Consider the following 19,094-nt stretch of genomic DNA (forward strand, 5'->3'; position numbering starts at 1 on the left):
TTTACAATTAAAAAGAGACATTGCATGATTTAACAATGTCTCCTACTTATTTAGCTCACTTTTTCTTTTGCGAGTTCTTGTGCCACGCCAATAATCCAGTCTTCTTGTCCACCGACTGCACCCATTTCACTCACTCGAGTTAAAATATCTCTAGGATCGACCCCGTATTCTTTACCTGCTCGTTCAGCAAATAGTAAAAAGCTAGAGTACACGCCTGTATAACCAAGCGTTAAGCTCAAATTATCAATTTGTACAGGTCGCTTCATCATCGGTTTCATTATATTTTCAGCTGCATCCATCGTTTGATATAAATCAACATTGTGGGAAATTCCCATTTTGTTCATAACAGCGACAAGTTGCTCTGTTGCCGTATTACCAGCGCCTGCTCCCATACCGGCTAAACTTGTATCAATTCTTTTTGCACCTGCTTCAATGGCGACAATTGAGTTTGCCACACCTAACGATAAATTATTATGACCATGGAAACCAATCTCAACAGAAAGATGTTCGTTAAACAATGAAATACGTTCTTTGACTTCGTTCATTGTTAAAGCACCTGCTGAATCAGTCACGTAAATCGTGTCAGCGCCGTAAGCCTCCATTTTTTTTGCTTCTTCTAGCAAATGCTCAGGTGAGGTACGATGAGCCATCATCAAAAAACCAACCGTATCCATACCAAGCTCTTTTGCTGCTCGGATATGTTGTTCAGACACATCTGCTTCCGTACAGTGCGTAGCAACCCGAACAACGCTAGCACCATAATCATGCGCACGCTTTAAATGATCAATTGTGCCTACTCCTGGTAAGAGTAGGACAGCAATTTTTGCTTGTTTCGCATTCGCAACAGCAGTGCGAATAATCGTCTCTTCGGTTTCTTTGGCGAAACCATATTGGATCGAGCTCCCACCAAGACCATCTCCGTGAGTTGCTTCAATAATGTCTACACCTGTTTGATCGAGAAGCTGCGTTAATTGTGCAATTTGCTCTTTTGAATATTGGTGTGATAGTGCATGCATTCCATCACGTAACGTCACATCATTAATTGTAATACGATTCATTTCTCCTCACCCTTTCACTGTCATTTGTTCAGCCATTAGTTCACCTGTTTTCACTGCTGCAGATGTGATGATATCAAGATTTCCCGCATACGTCGGTAAGAAATCTCCATTCCCTTCAACTTCAATTGAAACGGTTACAATTTTGTCTTTTATCACAGGATCTGCTTTATAGCGATAACCTGGTACATATGCCTGAACGTTTTCAAGAGTCGTTTGTAACGATTGAAGTATGTTCTGGCGATGTACAGATGAATCCTCTGAAAGTTGGATATGAATCGTGTTTCTCATTAGTACAGGTGGATCAGCTGGGTTTAAGATAATAATTGCTTTTCCTTGTTTCGCCTTCCCAACTTGTTCAATTGCTCGAGCCGTCGTAACTGTAAATTCATCAATGTTTTGTCGGGTTCCAATACCTGCACTTTTACTTGAAATGGACGCGACAATTTCCCCATACTCAATAGGAACGACGTCAGATACAGCTTTAATCATTGGAATTGTTGCTTGTCCCCCACATGTCACCATATTTACGTTATCATAATGAGTAATGTCGCTTTCTTTATCTTGGACAGCAGGAACAAAGAATGGTCCAACAGCAGCGGGGGTTAAATCAATCACTTTCTTACCCATTTCCTTTAAAAGCGGTGCATGATGTAAGTGTGCTTTAGCAGATGTAGCCTCAAACACTATTTCAGCAAGGTCTGGCTCAGCTTGTAACCCTTCAATACTTGTATAGATAGGTTTTAACCCATACTCCTTCGCTAGAGCCAAACCTTTTGAGTGACGGTCGACTCCTATCATTGCGGTAGGCTGTAGCGTTTCGCTTCTCAATAATTTATACATTAAGTCCGTTCCAATATTCCCTGAACCAATAATGGCACATGTTGTTTTTGTCATTTTTTCATCTCCTTCACTTGATTCACACCAATAATGCAGTAATTTCGCGCTTCAATTAAATGTTTCTCCAACAATTGTTGTGCAAAATGAAGATCTTGATTAGCCATCGCCTCTACCATTTCTTTATGTAATTCAATGACCTCTCGTTGGTCACTAAACGACACTTCACTCGTAATATCGATCAACGTTGTAAACATCGCTTTTAAAGACTTCCATAATTGAAGCAACGTCTTATTATTCGCAGTGCTAACAATTAGTTGATGAAACCTTAAATCTGCAGAGACATTGCGTTGATTAAGTTCAAACGACTGCTCCATATCATGAATGCACGCTGTTAATTTCTGCACCGCTTCTTGTATATGTTCCGCCGATGAAGTGGCGATTGCATGTTTTTCTATCAGTATTCGGCTATCGTATAAATTTGCTATATCGACTTCAGTAAAGCGATTTACAATCGTTCTTCCGTTCGTGCGTTTGGTGACAAGATTTTCAGACTCTAGCTGATGAAACGCCTCTCGAATCGGACCTCTACTAACACCTAACGCTTTTGATAACTCGCTTTCTACTAATGGATCACCCTCTTGGTATTCTTGCAAGACAATTGCTTTTCTTAAAGAAGCGACAATTTGTTCACTTATTGTTTGTTTTTCGTATCTCATGATTTACCTCTTTAATTTTCTGAAATGTTAACAATTAACTGTTAACTATGTTATCGGTTTCATTTTAATTTGTCAATAAAAAAAGAGCCTCTTCAGCTCTTGAATGTTCGATGAATGAATGTCATAACTTAAAACTCATCCGTAAAGACATATAATTGTTTAAAATGGCGACCACGGATCATTTTGAAATTGACTCAAATAAACCAATCTACTATGGTTAAAAGACCGCTGTAGCTTCCTAAATAGATGAAACCGATAAACATCGGCATGATTATCACAAATAAAAGCGGGATTTTAGTACTTTCTCTCCCTAGCTGACGGATGATTGATTGGAATTCTAGAAACATAACGACATTAATAAGAACAGCCCAAAACATTGTAAAAATAGGAAATGAAAACACATAGATTATACTTAAACGAGGTGAATCAACAAATAGAGGAAAACTATAGTACAATAAAGCGCTTATACCAATGATCGCCATCAATAATCCTTGAACCATAAGCCACTGCATCCATCTCTTGCCAAGCACTTGTACATTAAATTCATGAAGCTTCTGCAGAAAGGGAAATAAGTGGAGCACATGCGTTCGCTTTACAAGCGTCAACAAACCTGCACTGAGCAGCACCAAACTTCCTATACAATACATAATAATAAAATAAGAGCCGTCTACAGGTCCCAAGCTTAGAACAGCGAGAACATACACCAAATAAATACTTCCATTCATCAAAAGCCAATGGATTAAACTAATCTTCTTCCTTTCATTGAAAGAGTTCATCATATCTTCCCTATATATACGCTGCCGCTTACAAAAAAGAGCCATTCTATTAGAAAAGCTCTTCATCCGTTTTATTTAGCTAAGAGAGAGAGAATCTCGTCACAAGTCTTGTTTACGCCAACGCCTGATAAAAATGACAATCCATGAAGAGTAGGTACACTGTATACACGATATGGATGTGTTGTAGTTATAATCAAGTCTGCTTGGTGTTGTTTTTCATTAACTTCACTAAGACGACATTGTGAAATGACGGCGCTAATCTTATGTTCTTTTAAAAGGGTATCCACTTTTCGCGCTACAACCATCGAAGTAGCTAAGGCTCCGGAACAAGCAACAATAACAGTTTTCACTTTAACTCCTCCTCCTGTTCGAGTAACCATTTGTTTAACAATTGAACCGCTTCTTTTGATGACGAAAGCGAACAAAGTGTTAGTAAAAAGGCATGATCCTGTAGTTTCGTTAGTAACTGATAAACAGCTTCTTTTGCTAATTGTTCATTTTTTATTCCAAGCAAACAGACAATTGATACGGGTATACCTTTATTTGGCGCGCCCATTTGTTTAAAAGGGACTGGATTCGTTAAAGTTAGTACCCCAATTTTACTTGTCGTAACGTACGCATCATGGATGTGTGGAAGAGCTACACCACGTGAATGAAACGATAACGCTGTTGGAGCTATTTTTTCTCTCTTTAGTAATTCGTCTGTGTAACCTGCCTTCGCACATTGGAACGTCTCCATAGAGGAGCCGAGCCTCCTGATGATCTCGTCTTTATTTTTATAAGTTTGATTTAAAAAGACAAATCGTTCGTCAAATAAAGAGCTTGTCATCACTTGTTACACTTCACTTGTTGCGACTAACACGTTTTTGGTTTTTGTCTTAATCGTCTCAAGCATCGCTGGGTCTGCTTTCTCATCTGTCACTAACCATTCAATCTCTTCGGTCTTACTAATACGATTCATGTGCACCGTTCCGTATTTCGAGTAATCAATCATCATAATTTGCTTTTGTGAATGACTTAGCATTAATCGCGAAACCTCGGCTTCCCCTAAATGAATACTCGTATAACCGTGATCAGGATGTACGGCACCAGCACTGAAAAAGCCAATATCGACAAAAAGCTCGTTCATTGTTCGTGTTGCAATCGGACCAAATGTTGAGCGTTCGTTCCTTCTAACATGGCCTCCGATCATAATTAATTCAAATTCAGATCCATCGACCACTTCATTGGCAATGGCTAAAGAATTTGTTACGATCGTCAGTTTTTTGTGGAGAAGAATGAGTTCTTGGGTAAGATAAAGAGCTGTCGTCCCATAGTCAATATAAACGATGTCATTTTCTTCAACAAACGTAGCGGCTTTTCTGGCAATGGCTCGTTTTTCTGGTTCATTTACCGCTTTTCGACTAACGTATTTGGTTTCAAAATTTGCTTTATTTAACACAGCGCCACCGTGAACTTTTCGGATGACATTCTTTTTTTCAAGGTCGTATAAATCTTTACGAATGGTTTCTCTTGTCACTTGTAAACGTTCAATAAGGTCAGCAATTTTTACAGATTGATGCTCATATAATTCTTGCATAATCCGTTTTTGTCGTTCCTCAGCAAGCATCCAATCCCTCCCTCATCTTTACTATAATTTATAAAGACAAAAAAAGCAAACTTATATATTATTTTATTTTTGCTTTTATGGAATTAAACTATGTAAAAAAGATGAAAATCAATAAAAAGCAAAAAAAAAAAAGAGAGATGAGACATGCACTCGCATTTGACTCAACCTCTCATTATTTATTTTGTTTTTCCTTATCGACGTTTGCGGTTCTTTGGCATCAGCAAGTTAAAATGATGATACATATTCACAAACTCTGCAGGGAGCACGCCGCCGCGTTCACCATCAAGATTTAGCTGCATTTCATGATCCTCAAGTAATTCAACCTTAATTCGATTGGCTTTTACATATAAAAGCTTTGAATGATTAATGTGTTCACCTCTTAACGCGAGGGAAGCTAAATGAACAAACTCTGGAAACGATGTTTTTTTCACGACGAGAAAATCAAACATGCCATCCTGTAATGATGCGCTCGGAGCCAATTTTTCAAATCCACCAACGGAATTCGTGTTCGCCACCAAAAACATCATAATTTCGCCTTCAAAAAGTTTGCCGTCGTATTCAATACGCACAGCTGTTGGCTTTACTTGCGGGAGTTTTTCAATGCCTTTTATGTAGTAAGCCATTTGTCCGACCATCGTTTTTAATTTTGCCGGCACTTCATACGTTAATTCTGTTAGTGTTCCCGCTGCTGCAATATTTGTAAAGTACTTATTATTCATCCGGCCAATATCAATCGGCTCATGATGACCGCTACAAATGACGTCCATAGCTTGTTCAATATCCCGAGAAATCTCGAGCGCCCGGGCAAAATCATTTGTTGTACCAGCTGGAATGATGCCGAGCATCGGTCGTTTTTGTAAATCAGCAAGACCATTTACTACTTCAAAGATTGTTCCATCGCCACCAGCAGCAATCACTAAATCAAACCCACGCTCACCTGCTTGTTTTGCTGCGCGTGTCGCACAACCTTCTTCAGGTGTAGTAGCGTGAGTCGATGCCTCATAACCGGCGTGCTCAAGTCGATTTAGTATGTATGCCAAATTCTTTTTCAATTGCTCTCTGCCAGAGCTCGGATTATAAATTAATCGTGCTCGTTTCATTGCAATCCCTACTTTTCCATTTCACTTTATCTCATTCTCATTGTACCTTATTTTTTGTACGGTTCGTATGCAAGAATGACTGATAAGTTGTAAAAACAAGTAAACATCTTCCTTATTTTCCCCTAATGGTTCATAGAATAAACGCATAAGTCATAAAAAACAAGAGAACGCGTGCGCTCTCTTGTTTTCAAAGCGGATTTTTATCGCTTATCCATTTCTTCGATCAATAATTTATTTACCATTGGTGGATTTGCTTTTCCTTTTGACGCCTTCATAATTTGGCCGACAAGGAAACCAAGTGCACGGTCTTTTCCATTTTTGTAATCAATAATGGATTGTTCATTTGCATCAAGGACGTCGGTCACCATTTTTCGAAGTTCGCCTTCATCAGAAATTTGCACAAGCCCTTTATCTTTTACAATTTGTTCTGCGTCACCACCGTTTTCAATTAGCTCTTTAAAAACTTTCTTGGCAATTTTAGAAGAAATCGTGCCTTCAGAAATTAATTTAATCATCCCGGCAAGACCTGCTGGTGTTAATGCAACATCATTCAGCTCTTTTTGTTCTGAATTGAGATAAGCCAAGACATCTCCCATTAAATAGTTTGAAGTCGGCTTCGCATCTGCACCTTGTTTTAATGTCTCTTCAAAGAAGTCGGACATTTCTTTTGTAAGTGTTAAAACATGAGCGTCATAAGCTGGTAAACCAAGATCTCTTACATAACGCTCTTTTCGAGCATCTGGTAGCTCGGGAATTTCCGCACGCACACGTTCTTTCCACGTTTCATCAATGTACAAGTTAAGTAAATCCGGTTCAGGGAAGTAACGGTAGTCGTCTGAGCCTTCCTTTACACGCATAAGAATCGTCTTATTTCCGGCTTCGTCAAAGCGACGTGTCTCTTGTTCAATTACGCCACCAGATAATAACACTTGTTCTTGACGTTTTTCTTCGTACTCTAAACCTTTGCGAACAAAGTTAAACGAGTTTAAGTTTTTCAATTCTGCTTTCGTTCCGAATTCTTCTTGGCCAATCGGACGAAGAGAGATGTTCGCGTCACATCGTAAAGAACCCTCTTCCATTTTACAATCGGATACGCCTGTATATTGAATAATCGCTTTTAATTTTTCCAAATAAGCATATGCTTCTTCAGGCGTGCGAATATCAGGCTCAGACACGATCTCCACGAGCGGAGTGCCTTGACGATTAAAGTCTACAAGAGAATAACCATCTTCTCCGTGGGTAAGCTTTCCTGCATCCTCTTCCATATGAAGACGAGTGATGCCAATTTTTTTCTTTTTGCCATCTACTTCGATTTCAATCCAACCGTTTTCACCAATCGGCTTATCGAACTGAGAGATCTGATACGCTTTTGGATTATCTGGGTAAAAATAGTTTTTTCGATCAAACTTCGTGTTCGTAGCGATATCACAATTTAGCGCCAGCGCAGCTTTCATAGCGAAATCAACGGCACGCTCGTTTAAGACTGGTAAAACGCCTGGATAACCTAAATCAATAACACTTGTATTTGCATTTGGATCAGCACCGAAGTGGTTAGGGCTCGGAGAGAAAATTTTAGAGTCTGTCTTCAATTCAACGTGCACTTCTAATCCAATGATTGTTTCAAAATTCATCACGATTTCCCTCCCTTACAATGCTGGTCTTTCTTTAGAAAATGTTGTTGCTTTTTCATAAGCATCTGCAACTCGATAAATGGTTGCTTCATCAAAATGTTTCCCGATGATCTGTAGCCCAAGTGGCAATCCATCTTTAAAACCACAAGGAACCGATAGAGCTGGTACACCGGATAAGTTAACAGGAATTGTTAAAATATCATTGGCATACATCGTCATCGGATCATCCAGTTGGTCGCCAATTTTAAATGCAGGTGTTGGGGTTGTCGGCCCAATTACAACATCGTACGCAGCAAATACATCATCGAAATCTTTTTTAATCAGTGTTCGAACTTGCTGTGCTTTTTTGTAATACGCATCATAGTAACCAGAGCTAAGGGCAAAAGTTCCTAGCATAATACGACGTTTCACTTCATCCCCAAAGCCTTCAGAGCGTGTTTTCATATAAAGCTCGAGTAAATCCTTTGCTCCTTCCGCGCGGTAACCATAGCGAACACCGTCAAAACGTGCAAGGTTAGCCGATGCCTCTGATGACGCAATGACATAATAAGCGGCAAGCGCATACTTCGAATGTGGAAGCGACACTTCTTCCCATACCGCACCCTGTTTTTCTAATACAGCAAGGGCATCGAGCACCGATTGGCGAACTTCTGGGTCGACACCTTCACCTAAATATTCTGAAGGGACAGCAATACGTAGACCTTTAATTTCTCCAGTCAATGATTCGCTAAATGGAGGAACTGGTAATTGTGCAGATGTTGAATCGGAAGGGCAGTGGCCAGCAATCGCTTCAAAAAGATAGGCATTGTCTTCAACAGAACGGGTTATTGGTCCAATTTGATCAAGAGACGAAGCAAATGCTACGAGTCCGAAACGGGAAACTCGCCCATATGTAGGTTTTAAGCCAACAACGCCACAATAAGCAGCTGGTTGACGAATGGAACCACCTGTATCCGAACCAAGAGAGAATGGTACTTCTCCAGCAGCAACAGCAGCAGCTGAACCACCACTAGACCCTCCAGGTACATAATCTGTATTCCACGGATTCGTCGTTGTTTGAAATGCAGAGTTCTCATTCGATGAACCCATAGCAAATTCATCCATATTAATTTTTCCGATTGTAATGGTTTCTGCCGCTCTTAATTTGTTCATTACCGTAGCGTCATAAATCGGTATAAAGTTCTCTAACATTTTACTTGAGCATGTTGTGCGAAGATCTTTCGTCACAATATTATCTTTAATCCCTATTGGCATCCCGAATAAAACATCTTTCGCAGAAGCATCTACTTCATCTAATTGCTTCGCTAAAGTACGTGCTCGTTCTTCATCGAGCGTTAAAAACGCCTTTACTTTACTGTCAACTTCATTAATACGCTTGTATGACGTATCAACAAGATCGCTAACATTAATTTCTTTTGCTGCGAGCTTTTCGTGCAGCTCTTTTATTGAATGGTCAAATAATGACATGCTTGTCCTCCTCGTAAACAACCATTAAAATACAGATGGAACACGAATTTGTCCGCCTTCGTGATCGGGTGCATTTTTTAATACTTTTTCTACTTTTAACCCTTCAACAGGTTTATCTTCGCGCATTACATTTTGCATCGTCAATACGTGGGTCGTTGGAATGATCCCTTCCGTATTTACTTCATTTAATTGTTCTGCAGACGTAATAATTTCTTCCAATTGTCCGCGAAAACGCTCCGCTTCTTCATCCGTAATAGAAAGACGAGCGAGATGAGCGACGTGCTTTACTTGATCCTGTGAAATTCTTGACATTGTTGCACCTCCAGTACGTTTGACAATATTATTAATGATACCAAATTCACTCCTTGCAAGCAACAAACCACCTTTTTCTCGCATCGAGTACAGATCGAAATGGGTGAAAAAAAGATATCTTTTTGTTTGAATATTTGAGATACTTTTTCTATAAAACCTTAAAGGGGACAAAACCATGTATCGATTAGAGCGAACATCAAACGGTGTCGTCACGATTCTCCTAAAATCAAGCAGCCAACAACCGCTTATCTTTGATTCCTATGAAACAGCCAAAGCATTTGCCTCAAAAATGAATTCACACCTACTTAAACATTCATCACGCTGGGAAGTCATCCCGTATCATTAGTCATCTTGGTTAACACATTTTCCCCAATCTTCAAGCTTAACCCGCGTCTTCACTTGAATGACCTTCTTTTCAAAAGGCATAAGTAAGTCGATGATTTTTTCTCGGTCTGTCTGTTCATACTGGCGATTCCAGCGGTACATGTTTCTTAATAGTGCTAGATTCGGCTTATAGTTTGATTTTTCAATATGTAAAACTTGCTTTATATAGCGAATTGAAATCGCCTTAACCCGCGCATGATAGGATAAATCTAACCATATAATTGTATCTGCTTTATGAAGACTAGCTTCAACAAAGCGATGCACTCCTTCCAAAACCCATTCATCTTGCTGCACCACTTGTTGAAGCAGTTGATCTCTAGCTTCTACCGTTCGTCTGCGATCCCCTAATTCATTTCGTTCCCAGACAATATTGTCAATTTCATAGTGTGGCAGTTTATACATACTTCCTAATTGACGTGCTAACGTTGTTTTCCCACACCCTACTGGACCGATAATATGAATGCGTTTCAAACCTCAAGCCCTCTTCCAATGACATTTGCAGAAATTGGCTCTAGTTGAAGGTCACGAGCCCACACAGAAAGTTGTCCAATGTGATGAATTTCATGCGCTACGATATGCCTCATCACAATGCCCCACGTATCAAAAGGAGGTTGGCCCTCTTTGTACACGTCATTTTTAAAAGATGGCTGCCATCTATCAACAAAATACTCTACTTCTTTGTGGTAGGAGCAATTTAACTTTCTTAAATCTGCTAGTGATTGAATCGATGAAAAAGGGACTTCTTGATCACTTTTCCCTTGTAACCTTCTAATCCAACTCCATTCTACGTCAATAATGTGATGGAGTGTTTTAGCGATACTTCCCACCCCTCCTACTCGTTCCTCAAATAGCGCTTTTTGACTTAATTGCTCACACCAGTCAAACCACTGCTGACGCACCTGCCAGTTATAACGAAAAAATATTTGCATCGAACTCCCCCTATTTTTTTGTTTTGGCATAAATTGCTGTATCCGTTAATGTTGTCCCATCCACAGACCACTCGTCATGTTTCAAAATTCCTTCAAGTTGAAATCCTGCTCGCTCAGCAACTAAACTACTTTTCAGATTCATTGGGTCACAGCGAATATACACTCTTTTTGCTTTTATATGTTCAAATGCATAGCCTGCAAGCCCATTCACTGCTTCTGTTATATACCCTTGTCCACTTTTTCGTGAATCAATCCAATAACCGACTTCGCATTTAGGAACGGTCCAATCTAATTGATGTAAGCCCGAAGTACCAACAAATTCGCTACTTCTTTTCTCAAAAAGAAGCATCCGGATATCTTCTCGTAATAAAAATTTTGCGTAGGACTCTCGTAAATCTTGCTCAACCTCTTCTACCGTTCGTTCTTTGCGAGCAAACGGAAGCCACGCTTTTAACTCGTGTCTTGATGCTTCAATTGCTTGATGTACGAATTCGCCGTCGCCAGGCTTTGGAACGCGTATTTGCAGTCGTGCAGTTTCAAATTGTTCCGGTAAATCGATCAATATCGGATTCATTTGCACTCCTCCAAGTTATGGAAATTAAATATTGACTTTATTATGAACTTCATTCAGTTAATAGAAATATTCTGATTATAGACCGTTAGACAAAAGCCAGACGAAACTGGCTTTTGTCTAATCGGTTATATAAATAAACGGATCTGCGTTTGGGTGATGGGAGACAATTCCTTCAATCACGCCTGACATCGAAGCAATTTCTATATCCACAGGCACATCGTCAAAATATTCTTCTGCTTTTGAAGCAGCGTACTGGGTTAATGCAACGACCTCAGCTTGCCCTTTATATTGAATGTTAATATCGACCACAACTTTTGCTAACTGATTTTCTTCATAGCGAGCTCGTCCAACAACCCCGACATGATTTTCAAAAAAATCTTGAATGTCTGATTGAAATTGCGAAAACCGATCTGCATCGTATTGATGTTCGTTATTTGCTTCAGAAGACGGAAAATGAATATGTTTTTGATTGATGTTTGACCAGTCTCCACCTTGTCCAGGTTCAAATACACCTTTCATAAAGAAATGACCCGCATTTAATTCATTGCTCGGTTTATCGCTGAATAAGGCTACAATAATCGGTACATCGCTTAAATCTTCATCAAGCGCGCTTGCGCCATTACGAATTCGTTCCACAATTTGTTCAGCAGCATCTACACCGACCGACTCTTGTTGATTGGCAGATACCTCTTGTGAAGCTGGATTACCTTCATACGTAAAGGAATAAACGCTGTTTAACGCTAATCCAATAACAATTCCCTCTGTCTCATACGTGCCATTATCACTCGCCTGCATGTAGTTATGCTCTAGAATATTACGCAGGACAATCGGATTGTCTTTTCTTGCATCAATGGACTCTTGTAAATCTGCATCGTCGTCATCGATTCCCAAAGCTGGATTAAAGCCATCTGGATTCTGTTCTTCATCATAACGATTAATCCAGCTCCCTACCGTTTCTCTTGTTAAATGTTGCCCTTCTTGAAAATAGTAGGACCCAGGATCAAATGTATCTTTTGCTACTTCTTCTAGCCCTAATTCAAACCAATCTAAATTGCTTCGATTCATGCCGGTGTCGACACCATACCCTCTTGTCTCTCCATGAAGATAAGTTCCATCTTTCAACACACTTGAATAATGATTTTCTTCAGAAGGAACAGAAGGTATTACACTAAGAGACTCATCCGTTATCTCCACTTCTGGTTCTTCTTCTGAATCGTCATTCCCTCCAAATACATTACACCCTGCTAACAACATGGTGCTTAGCCCAATGATCCCCCAACGTTTCATTGAACGTACCCCTCTCTCAATCTAAATCTTCCATCGTCTGAACAAACTGCTCTTCTGTCCAAATATCAATGCCAAGACTCTCCGCCTTTTTTTGCTTGGAGCCAGCATCTTCACCTGCAATCACTAAGTCTGTTTTTTTACTAACACTTCCTGTAACCGTTCCACCTAGTGCTTCAATTTTCTCTTGTGCTTCTTTACGATTCCAATGATGGAGTTTTCCTGTTAATACGATCGTCTTTCCGGAAAATGGCGAATTCACTTTTACATCATTTTCAGTAGGCTTTACACCTGTATAATGCATGTTTACGTTCGCTTTTTTCAGCTTCCCTAAAAGCTCATCAACTTCAGGCTTTTCAAAATAGGATGCGATGGAATCAGCCATTTTTTCGCCAATTTCATTCACATTTATTAATTCATTAGCTGACGCTTGACGCAGCTTGTCCATTGTATCAAATTCGATCGCCAATGTCTTTGCGGCTTTTGCCCCAACAAAACGAATGCCTAAACCGAATAACAAGCGCTCAAGAGAGTTTTCCTTTGATGTTTGAAGCGCATCAAGCAAATTGTCGACGGACTTTTCACCCATACGCTCTAACTGGAGTAGTTCATCCCGATTCAATGTATATAAATCAGCAACATCGGCAATTAATTCATGGCTAAATAGCTGACTAATTACTTTTTCGCCTAATCCATCAATATTCATGGCGTTACGCGAGACAAAATGAATTAAGCCTTCACGAATCTGCGCTGGACATTTTGGATTCAAACAGCGAAGCGCCACCTCTCCCTCAATTCGATCCAGCTGACTGGAACACTCCGGGCACTCAGTTGGCATGTGAAAATCAATTTCGTCACCTGTTCGTTTTTCAGTCAGAACACCAACAATTTCAGGAATAATATCGCCCGCTTTTTTCACAATGACGGTATCCCCTAACTTCACATCTTTTTCACGTATTAAGTCTTCATTGTGTAAAGATGCGCGTTTCACCGTTGTTCCTGCCACTACTACAGGCTCAAGAATTGCGGTTGGTGTGACCACACCCGTACGACCAACATTTAGTTCTATGTCGTGCAAAGTTGTCACCACTTCTTCAGCCGGAAATTTAAATGCTGTTGCCCAGCGTGGGCTCTTAGCTGTAAATCCTAATGCTTCGTGCTGTTCTAAGCTGTTTACTTTAATGACAATCCCGTCAATTTCATATGGGAGCTCATGTCGGTTTTCAACCCATTTTTCGGTAAATGAAATGACTTCGTCGATCGTTTGACATGTTGTCGCTTCCTTACTTACTTTAAAACCAAGCTCATCTAAAAAAGATAGGCCTTGATAATGGGTTGTTAAAGTTTTCCCACTTAATTCCCCAATTGAATAAGCGAACATTGCCAGGTTTCGTTTCGCAGCGATTTTCGGATCAAGCTGTCTTAACGAGCCAGCAGCGGCATTTCGCGGGTTGGCAAACTTTTCTTCCCCCGCTTCTTCTCGCACTTCATTAAGCTTTTCAAATGATTGTTTCGGCATATACGCCTCTCCACGAACTTCAATCGAAACTGGCTTTTTTAGTCGGAGCGGAATCGACGGAACGGTGCGGAGGTTACCTGTAATCTCTTCACCGGTTGTTCCGTCCCCTCTCGTTGCACCACGGACTAACAGCCCATTTTCATATGTTAAGGAGACAGCTAGTCCGTCAAACTTTAACTCGCACACATACGAGACATCATCACCGACTGCTTGACGTACACGGCGATCAAAACTTCTTAAATCGTCAGCTGAAAAGGCATTAGACAAGCTCATCATCGGAACACGATGGGCAACTTTTTTAAATGCCGAAGCAGGAGCTCCACCAATACGCATGGTTGGAGAATCTTCTGATGCGAGTTCAGGAAATTGTTCTTCGAGTTGAACAAGATCCTGAAGCAATCGATCGTACTCTGCGTCCGGTACTTTCGGTTGATCAAGGACGTAATAATGATACCCATAATCCTCTAACTGCTGTTTCAATTCATTGATCTTGCCCTCAGCTTGTTGCTTGTCCATTCATGTATCTCCTTTACCTTATCTTAGACTTTAGAAATAGGAGCAAATTTCGCAAACAGTCGTTTAATTCCTGTTGGTGGCGTAAATGCAATATCCAATTCTACTGAATCGCCATCCCCTTTTATACTAACGACTGTCCCAACGCCCCATTTTTTGTGCGAGGCTTTGTCGCCTACAGCCCATTCAAATCCTTCTCCACCTGTGTTTGTCATTCTTGATGACATTGGGCTAGTACTCGTTCGTTTTGCAGCTAAGGAAGCCGCGCTACCCACCGACGCTCTTTGTGACCCCCAAGCAGGTACGCCGTGTTCAATCGTACAATCATCTGGAATTTCTGCAATAAATCGCGATGGAGCATTTGTATTCGTTCTTCCATATAAGGTTCGCATCTTTGCACTTGTTAAATACAACTCTTTTTCAGCTCTAGTAATGCCTACATATGCTAACCGACGTTCTTCTTCCATTTCATCGTCATCAAATAATGAGCGATTATGTGGAAAGATCCCTTCTTCCATTCCGATTAAGAAGACGTAAGGAAATTCTAATCCTTTTGCAGAATGAAGAGTCATTAGCGTAATCGCTTCTTTAGGCGCTTCTGCTTGATCATCATCCAGTTGATCAATGTCAGCAACAAGAGCGAGATCGGTGAGAAATGACACTAAATCTTTTTCTTCACTTCTTTTTTCAAATTCTTGCGTAACCGATATAAATTCATCGATATTCTCTAGTCGAGACTGGGCCTCGATCGATTGCTCCGCTTTTAACATTTCACGATAGCCAACTTTTTCTAAAAGTTCCTCAACTAATTCTGTCACGGATAAATAATCTTGTTGTTGGACCCAGTTACTCACTTGATCACGGAATTCAACAAGCTTTGTTTTCGCTCTTGCCGTTACCCCAATATGGTCAATCTCAGACAATGCCCGATACATCGAGAGGCCATTTTGCGTCGCATATGCAGCAATTTTGTCGACTGTCGTTGCCCCTATTCCACGTTTTGGCACATTGACGATTCGAGCCAAACTAATGTCGTCTTCAGGGTTAGACACGAGTCGCAAATAAGCAAGAACATCTTTAATTTCTTTTCGATCATAGAACTTTGTTCCGCCGACGATGTTGTATTCCAGATTAGACTTTATGAAAAATTCCTCAATAATACGAGACTGCGCGTTTGTTCGATACAAAACTGCCACATCCGAATAGGAAAAACTTGAGTCCTTCACTGCTGTCTCTTTAATTTTTTCAACAACAAACTGAGCTTCTGCATGTTCGGATGCCGCTTCGTATACAGCAATTTTTTCGCCTTGATCGTTTTCCGTCCATAAATTTTTAGGTTTACGGTTGCCGTTATTGCCAATGACTTGGTTTGCGGCTTGTAAGATCGTCTTTGTTGAGCGGTAGTTCTGCTCAAGCATAATAACGGTTGCATCCGGGTAATCTTTTTCAAACGAGAGGATATTTTGGATATCTGCGCCACGCCATTTGTAAATAGATTGATCTGAATCCCCAACTACACAAATGTTTTGCAGACGATCGCCCATCAACTTAATCAATTTATACTGTGCTTTGTTCGTATCTTGATACTCATCAACATGAATATATTGGAATTTACGTTGGTAAAATTCGAGGACTTCCGGCACATCATTAAATAATTCAATTGTCTTCATAATTAAATCATCAAAGTCTAACGCATTGTTTACTTTTAACCGTTTTTCAAATTCCATGTATACGTCGGCTGCGACTTGATCAAACATTCCTTCAGCCGTCTTCGCAAATGCTTTTGCCGACTTTAATTCGTTTTTTGCGCTTGAAATGATACCAAGAATGGCTTTCGGATCAAACTTTTTTGAATCGATGTTTTGTGCTTTCAAGATTTGTTTAATAACGGATAACTGATCGCCTGAATCGAGAATCGAAAAATTACGACTGTATCCTATGCGGTCAATATCTCGACGTAAGATACGTACACACATAGAGTGAAACGTTGAGATCCAAATATCTTCAGCGATTGGCCCTACTAATTGAGCAACTCGGTCTTTCATTTCTCGAGCAGCTTTATTTGTAAATGTAAGTGCTAGGACTGCCCAAGGAGGCGTTTGGTTGTGTCGTAATAAATAACTAATGCGGTGGGTCAACACTCGGGTTTTTCCACTACCAGCTCCTGCCATGAGTAAGACTGGACCATCTGTATGAACAACCGCTTTTCGCTGTTCCGGATTCAATCCTTCTAACATTCGTTCAATAATCGTGTCTTGCATCTATGACGCACCACCTTTTACTGCTTCTACTGTTTTTAACGCTTCTTTAAAATGTGTGTATATAGCATTCCCAACGACTACCACATCTGAATATGCAGCGTATTCTTTTGCCTCTTCCGCCGTTTGAATGCCACCACCATAAATAAGTTTCGTGGAAGATAAGACTCTGCTCACTTCTTTTACCACATCAAGTGAACCTTTTGTCCCGCTGTACTCTAAATAAAAGAAAGGTAAGTGTAACATCTTTTCAGCCAGTCTTGCATAGGCACTTATATCATCTATCGACAGCGATGTTTTTGCGTTTGTAAGCTCGGCCACTTTTGCTTCCGCATTTAACACGCAATACCCTTCAGGGATAAAGGTGTCCCAATCTATAAGTTCTCCGTATTCTTTCATCGCTTGGTGATGCTGCCCGATCACCCATTCTGTTTGTTGACTATTTAACACCGTTGGAATGAGGTAATAATCAAAGCCTGGTGTAATTGATTCAAGGTTTGACACTTCAAGAGCCACTGTAATGGGAAAGCGTCTAATTTGTACTAAGAGCGCTAATGTATTATCTAACGTCACACCATCTGTTCCACCAATAATAACCGCATCAGTCCCCGATTCACATAAACGTTCCAGTTCCTCAGCGGTTAATTCTTTATTTGGATCAATCTTAAATACATGCGACCATTCATTTATATTTTTCATCATCGTTACTTACGTGTGCCTCCCTTTAACGAGCACGAATACGCACGTTCGTTCTGCAAGTTATTATAACAAAGTTCGCCACACATGTCGTGTATCCTTTGCGTGAAATTAACGGAAATCCTCACAAAAAAAGCACTACCTTTTTTCATCTGCATAAATAGAGCCCTTCATATCTTTATCCCGTTATCATCCACAATTAGTCCGTTTGTTCACCATAGATCACGCTTTGCAAAAGTTCAATTTGTTCATTAATAAATGTTTTATATTTTTCATTTAATTGCGCACTTTGTTTTTCTCTTTCTAATTGCTCAAGTTCCCGTTCAAATATGTATCGTTCATCTTCTGTAATCATAGACAAGCGGCTCCTTTTTGTTTACCTATCTTTAGGATTTCCAACTTTTCCAATGTCCATGTACAGAAACAAAAAACCCCTACATAGGCAGTGTAGGGGTCCAAAAGGGGTCTAATAACTAGACGTGTATGTGTCACGTTCTTTCTAAATGATAACGAATATCATTCTCAATGTCAACAACATTCTCACAATCCTATGTTTTTTAATAAAAAAAAGCTCGTCTATCAGGTCGACGAGCCTTTACGTGTTTATGCATATGCAGGAATTCGTTCGCTCTCTTCCTGTCGAAGTAAATCGTATGTTAAGCAAACCGGCTTTCCTGTTCGTGGATCTGTTACGATACTCGCATCAATTTGAAAGACATCACGTAACACTTCTGCATTCATCACATCTTCAGGAGCACCTTCTTTTACAATTTTGCCTGCTCGAATACTCACCATATAATCAGCAAAACGCGCAGCATGGTTCAAATCATGAATGACCATCACGATGGTACGTTTCTGTTCTTGGTTCAAGCGCTCGAGCACTTGCAACACTTCTAGCTGGTGAGCAAGATCCAAATAAGTCGTCGGTTCATCTAACAGTAAAATATCCGTTTCTTGTGCTAGTGCCATCGCAATCCAAACTCGTTGGCGTTGACCACCTGAGAGAGCATCGATGGATCGGTCAGCAAATTCAGCCATATTCGTTTGTTCTAATGCCCACTCGATGATTTCCCGATCATAACCGGTTAACTGACCAAATCCCTTTTGATGTGGATATCGACCATAGGCAACCAATTCTTCGACAGTTAACCCGCTTGGCGCTTCAGGTGACTGTGGCAAAACAGCCATCTTTTTCGCAATTTCTTTAGTCGATTGTTTATGAATCGATTTTCCGTCTAAATACACGGCACCTTTTGAAGCTTGTAAAATCCGAGCAATCGTTTTTAAAATCGTAGACTTCCCGCATCCATTCGGTCCAATAATGGTTGTGATTTGACCATCTGGTATATGAAGATGTAAATCATGAACAATCTCTCTTTTTTCGTAACCAATGGATAGCTGCTTTGTTGATAAACGTGACAAGAGCTTTTC

General features: G+C 40.2%; 21 protein-coding genes. 1 reads left to right on the forward strand and 20 read right to left on the reverse strand.

What is annotated here, in order from left to right; all coding sequences use genetic code 11:
- Nucleotides 1-50: 50 nt before the first annotated feature.
- The 11 genes from dmpG to gatC form a co-directional block, all read right to left on the reverse strand.
- Nucleotides 51-1,058, reverse strand: coding sequence for a 4-hydroxy-2-oxovalerate aldolase (gene dmpG / locus ACE1TH_RS18975; RefSeq protein ID WP_176554483.1), 1,008 nt, complete (start codon nt 1,056-1,058; stop codon nt 51-53).
- A gap of 6 nt (nt 1,059-1,064) precedes the next feature.
- Entirely contained in the window at nt 1,065-1,952 is an 888-nt protein-coding gene (locus ACE1TH_RS18980; RefSeq protein ID WP_255224885.1) for an acetaldehyde dehydrogenase (acetylating), read from the reverse strand.
- On the reverse strand, nt 1,949-2,611 hold the full coding sequence (locus tag ACE1TH_RS18985; protein ID WP_255224884.1) for a GntR family transcriptional regulator: 663 nt from the start codon (nt 2,609-2,611) through the stop codon (nt 1,949-1,951). Before ACE1TH_RS18985 ends, ACE1TH_RS18980 begins: the two co-directional genes overlap by 4 nt.
- A 194-nt stretch (nt 2,612-2,805) precedes the next feature.
- On the reverse strand, nt 2,806-3,336 hold the full coding sequence (locus ACE1TH_RS18990; RefSeq protein ID WP_375079754.1) for a hypothetical protein: 531 nt from the start codon (nt 3,334-3,336) through the stop codon (nt 2,806-2,808).
- A 122-nt stretch (nt 3,337-3,458) separates the two neighbouring features.
- Entirely contained in the window at nt 3,459-3,737 is a 279-nt protein-coding gene (locus ACE1TH_RS18995; protein ID WP_099305249.1) for a PTS sugar transporter subunit IIB, read from the reverse strand.
- A complete protein-coding gene (locus ACE1TH_RS19000; protein WP_099305251.1) occupies nt 3,734-4,216 on the reverse strand; it encodes a PTS sugar transporter subunit IIA in 483 nt (160 codons plus the stop codon). Before ACE1TH_RS19000 ends, ACE1TH_RS18995 begins: the two co-directional genes overlap by 4 nt.
- Before the next feature lie 6 nt (nt 4,217-4,222).
- Nucleotides 4,223-4,996, reverse strand: a complete 774-nt coding sequence (locus tag ACE1TH_RS19005) for a DeoR/GlpR family DNA-binding transcription regulator (RefSeq protein WP_255224882.1) — start codon at nt 4,994-4,996, stop codon at nt 4,223-4,225.
- A 191-nt stretch (nt 4,997-5,187) separates the two neighbouring features.
- Nucleotides 5,188-6,096, reverse strand: a complete 909-nt coding sequence (locus ACE1TH_RS19010; protein ID WP_255224881.1) for a diacylglycerol kinase — start codon at nt 6,094-6,096, stop codon at nt 5,188-5,190.
- A gap of 200 nt (nt 6,097-6,296) precedes the next feature.
- The gene (gene gatB / locus ACE1TH_RS19015; protein ID WP_375079798.1) at nt 6,297-7,727 is read right to left on the reverse strand and encodes an Asp-tRNA(Asn)/Glu-tRNA(Gln) amidotransferase subunit GatB; all 1,431 of its coding nucleotides are present in this window, start codon (nt 7,725-7,727) and stop codon (nt 6,297-6,299) included.
- Nucleotides 7,728-7,742: 15 nt separating this feature from the next.
- Nucleotides 7,743-9,194 carry an Asp-tRNA(Asn)/Glu-tRNA(Gln) amidotransferase subunit GatA gene (gene gatA / locus ACE1TH_RS19020; RefSeq protein WP_099305259.1) on the reverse strand — a complete coding sequence of 484 codons (1,452 nt, stop codon included), beginning with the start codon at nt 9,192-9,194 and terminating at the stop codon, nt 7,743-7,745.
- Nucleotides 9,195-9,218: 24 nt separating this feature from the next.
- Nucleotides 9,219-9,506: an Asp-tRNA(Asn)/Glu-tRNA(Gln) amidotransferase subunit GatC gene (gatC, locus tag ACE1TH_RS19025; RefSeq protein WP_099305381.1), complete on the reverse strand. Its 288-nt coding sequence runs from the start codon at nt 9,504-9,506 to the stop codon at nt 9,219-9,221.
- A gap of 175 nt (nt 9,507-9,681) precedes the next feature.
- Between gatC and ACE1TH_RS19030 the strand changes: the two genes are divergently transcribed.
- Complete coding sequence (locus ACE1TH_RS19030; protein WP_176554485.1) at nt 9,682-9,852, forward strand: hypothetical protein; 171 nt, start codon at nt 9,682-9,684, stop codon at nt 9,850-9,852.
- Here the strand turns inward: ACE1TH_RS19030 and ACE1TH_RS19035 are convergent.
- The 9 genes from ACE1TH_RS19035 to ACE1TH_RS19075 form a co-directional block, all read right to left on the reverse strand.
- Nucleotides 9,849-10,361: a P-loop NTPase family protein gene (locus ACE1TH_RS19035; RefSeq protein ID WP_176554486.1), complete on the reverse strand. Its 513-nt coding sequence runs from the start codon at nt 10,359-10,361 to the stop codon at nt 9,849-9,851. The genes ACE1TH_RS19030 and ACE1TH_RS19035 overlap by 4 nt on opposite strands.
- Nucleotides 10,358-10,819: a DinB family protein gene (locus tag ACE1TH_RS19040; protein ID WP_375079755.1), complete on the reverse strand. Its 462-nt coding sequence runs from the start codon at nt 10,817-10,819 to the stop codon at nt 10,358-10,360. The genes ACE1TH_RS19035 and ACE1TH_RS19040 overlap by 4 nt, the downstream gene beginning before the upstream one ends.
- Nucleotides 10,820-10,829: 10 nt before the next feature.
- Nucleotides 10,830-11,393, reverse strand: a complete 564-nt coding sequence (locus ACE1TH_RS19045) for a GNAT family N-acetyltransferase (RefSeq protein WP_099305263.1) — start codon at nt 11,391-11,393, stop codon at nt 10,830-10,832.
- A gap of 117 nt (nt 11,394-11,510) precedes the next feature.
- Nucleotides 11,511-12,680 (reverse strand): CamS family sex pheromone protein, encoded by a 1,170-nt coding sequence (locus tag ACE1TH_RS19050; protein WP_099305265.1) that lies wholly within the window; start codon nt 12,678-12,680, stop codon nt 11,511-11,513.
- Nucleotides 12,681-12,696: 16 nt separating this feature from the next.
- Nucleotides 12,697-14,712, reverse strand: coding sequence for an NAD-dependent DNA ligase LigA (gene ligA / locus ACE1TH_RS19055; protein ID WP_375079756.1), 2,016 nt, complete (start codon nt 14,710-14,712; stop codon nt 12,697-12,699).
- Between the two features lie 23 nt (nt 14,713-14,735).
- Nucleotides 14,736-16,970 carry a DNA helicase PcrA gene (pcrA, locus tag ACE1TH_RS19060; RefSeq protein WP_099305269.1) on the reverse strand — a complete coding sequence of 745 codons (2,235 nt, stop codon included), beginning with the start codon at nt 16,968-16,970 and terminating at the stop codon, nt 14,736-14,738.
- Nucleotides 16,971-17,666 (reverse strand): heptaprenylglyceryl phosphate synthase, encoded by a 696-nt coding sequence (pcrB, locus tag ACE1TH_RS19065; RefSeq protein WP_099305383.1) that lies wholly within the window; start codon nt 17,664-17,666, stop codon nt 16,971-16,973. It lies immediately after the preceding gene.
- Between the two features lie 196 nt (nt 17,667-17,862).
- Complete coding sequence (locus tag ACE1TH_RS19070; RefSeq protein WP_176554487.1) at nt 17,863-18,018, reverse strand: hypothetical protein; 156 nt, start codon at nt 18,016-18,018, stop codon at nt 17,863-17,865.
- A 248-nt stretch (nt 18,019-18,266) separates the two neighbouring features.
- Entirely contained in the window at nt 18,267-19,085 is an 819-nt protein-coding gene (locus tag ACE1TH_RS19075; protein ID WP_099305271.1) for an ABC transporter ATP-binding protein, read from the reverse strand.
- Between the last annotated feature and the right edge of the window lie 9 nt (nt 19,086-19,094).

This window comes from Shouchella sp. JSM 1781072 (assembly GCF_041949915.1).
In the GTDB taxonomy this organism is placed as follows: domain Bacteria; phylum Bacillota; class Bacilli; order Bacillales; family Bacillaceae_D; genus Shouchella.

Excerpts from the sequence above, each read along its gene's own strand:
- ACE1TH_RS18990 (WP_375079754.1), bottom strand. The coding sequence starts at position 3,336 with ATGAATGGAAGTATTTATTTGGTGTATGTTCTCGCTGTTCTAAGCTTG.
- ACE1TH_RS18985 (WP_255224884.1), bottom strand. The coding sequence starts at position 2,611 with ATGAGATACGAAAAACAAACAATAAGTGAACAAATTGTCGCTTCTTTA.
- ACE1TH_RS19040 (WP_375079755.1), bottom strand. The coding sequence starts at position 10,819 with ATGCAAATATTTTTTCGTTATAACTGGCAGGTGCGTCAGCAGTGGTTT.
- pcrA (WP_099305269.1), bottom strand. The coding sequence starts at position 16,970 with ATGCAAGACACGATTATTGAACGAATGTTAGAAGGATTGAATCCGGAA.
- dmpG (WP_176554483.1), bottom strand. The coding sequence starts at position 1,058 with ATGAATCGTATTACAATTAATGATGTGACGTTACGTGATGGAATGCAT.
- ACE1TH_RS19005 (WP_255224882.1), bottom strand. The coding sequence starts at position 4,996 with ATGCTTGCTGAGGAACGACAAAAACGGATTATGCAAGAATTATATGAG.
- ACE1TH_RS18980 (WP_255224885.1), bottom strand. The coding sequence starts at position 1,952 with ATGACAAAAACAACATGTGCCATTATTGGTTCAGGGAATATTGGAACG.
- ligA (WP_375079756.1), bottom strand. The coding sequence starts at position 14,712 with ATGGACAAGCAACAAGCTGAGGGCAAGATCAATGAATTGAAACAGCAG.
- ACE1TH_RS19000 (WP_099305251.1), bottom strand. The coding sequence starts at position 4,216 with ATGACAAGCTCTTTATTTGACGAACGATTTGTCTTTTTAAATCAAACT.
- ACE1TH_RS19070 (WP_176554487.1), bottom strand. The coding sequence starts at position 18,018 with ATGATTACAGAAGATGAACGATACATATTTGAACGGGAACTTGAGCAA.
- gatA (WP_099305259.1), bottom strand. The coding sequence starts at position 9,194 with ATGTCATTATTTGACCATTCAATAAAAGAGCTGCACGAAAAGCTCGCA.
- ACE1TH_RS19050 (WP_099305265.1), bottom strand. The coding sequence starts at position 12,680 with ATGAAACGTTGGGGGATCATTGGGCTAAGCACCATGTTGTTAGCAGGG.
- gatB (WP_375079798.1), bottom strand. The coding sequence starts at position 7,727 with ATGAATTTTGAAACAATCATTGGATTAGAAGTGCACGTTGAATTGAAG.
- ACE1TH_RS19045 (WP_099305263.1), bottom strand. The coding sequence starts at position 11,393 with ATGAATCCGATATTGATCGATTTACCGGAACAATTTGAAACTGCACGA.
- gatC (WP_099305381.1), bottom strand. The coding sequence starts at position 9,506 with ATGTCAAGAATTTCACAGGATCAAGTAAAGCACGTCGCTCATCTCGCT.
- ACE1TH_RS19010 (WP_255224881.1), bottom strand. The coding sequence starts at position 6,096 with ATGAAACGAGCACGATTAATTTATAATCCGAGCTCTGGCAGAGAGCAA.
- ACE1TH_RS19030 (WP_176554485.1), top strand. The coding sequence starts at position 9,682 with ATGTATCGATTAGAGCGAACATCAAACGGTGTCGTCACGATTCTCCTA.
- pcrB (WP_099305383.1), bottom strand. The coding sequence starts at position 17,666 with ATGAAAAATATAAATGAATGGTCGCATGTATTTAAGATTGATCCAAAT.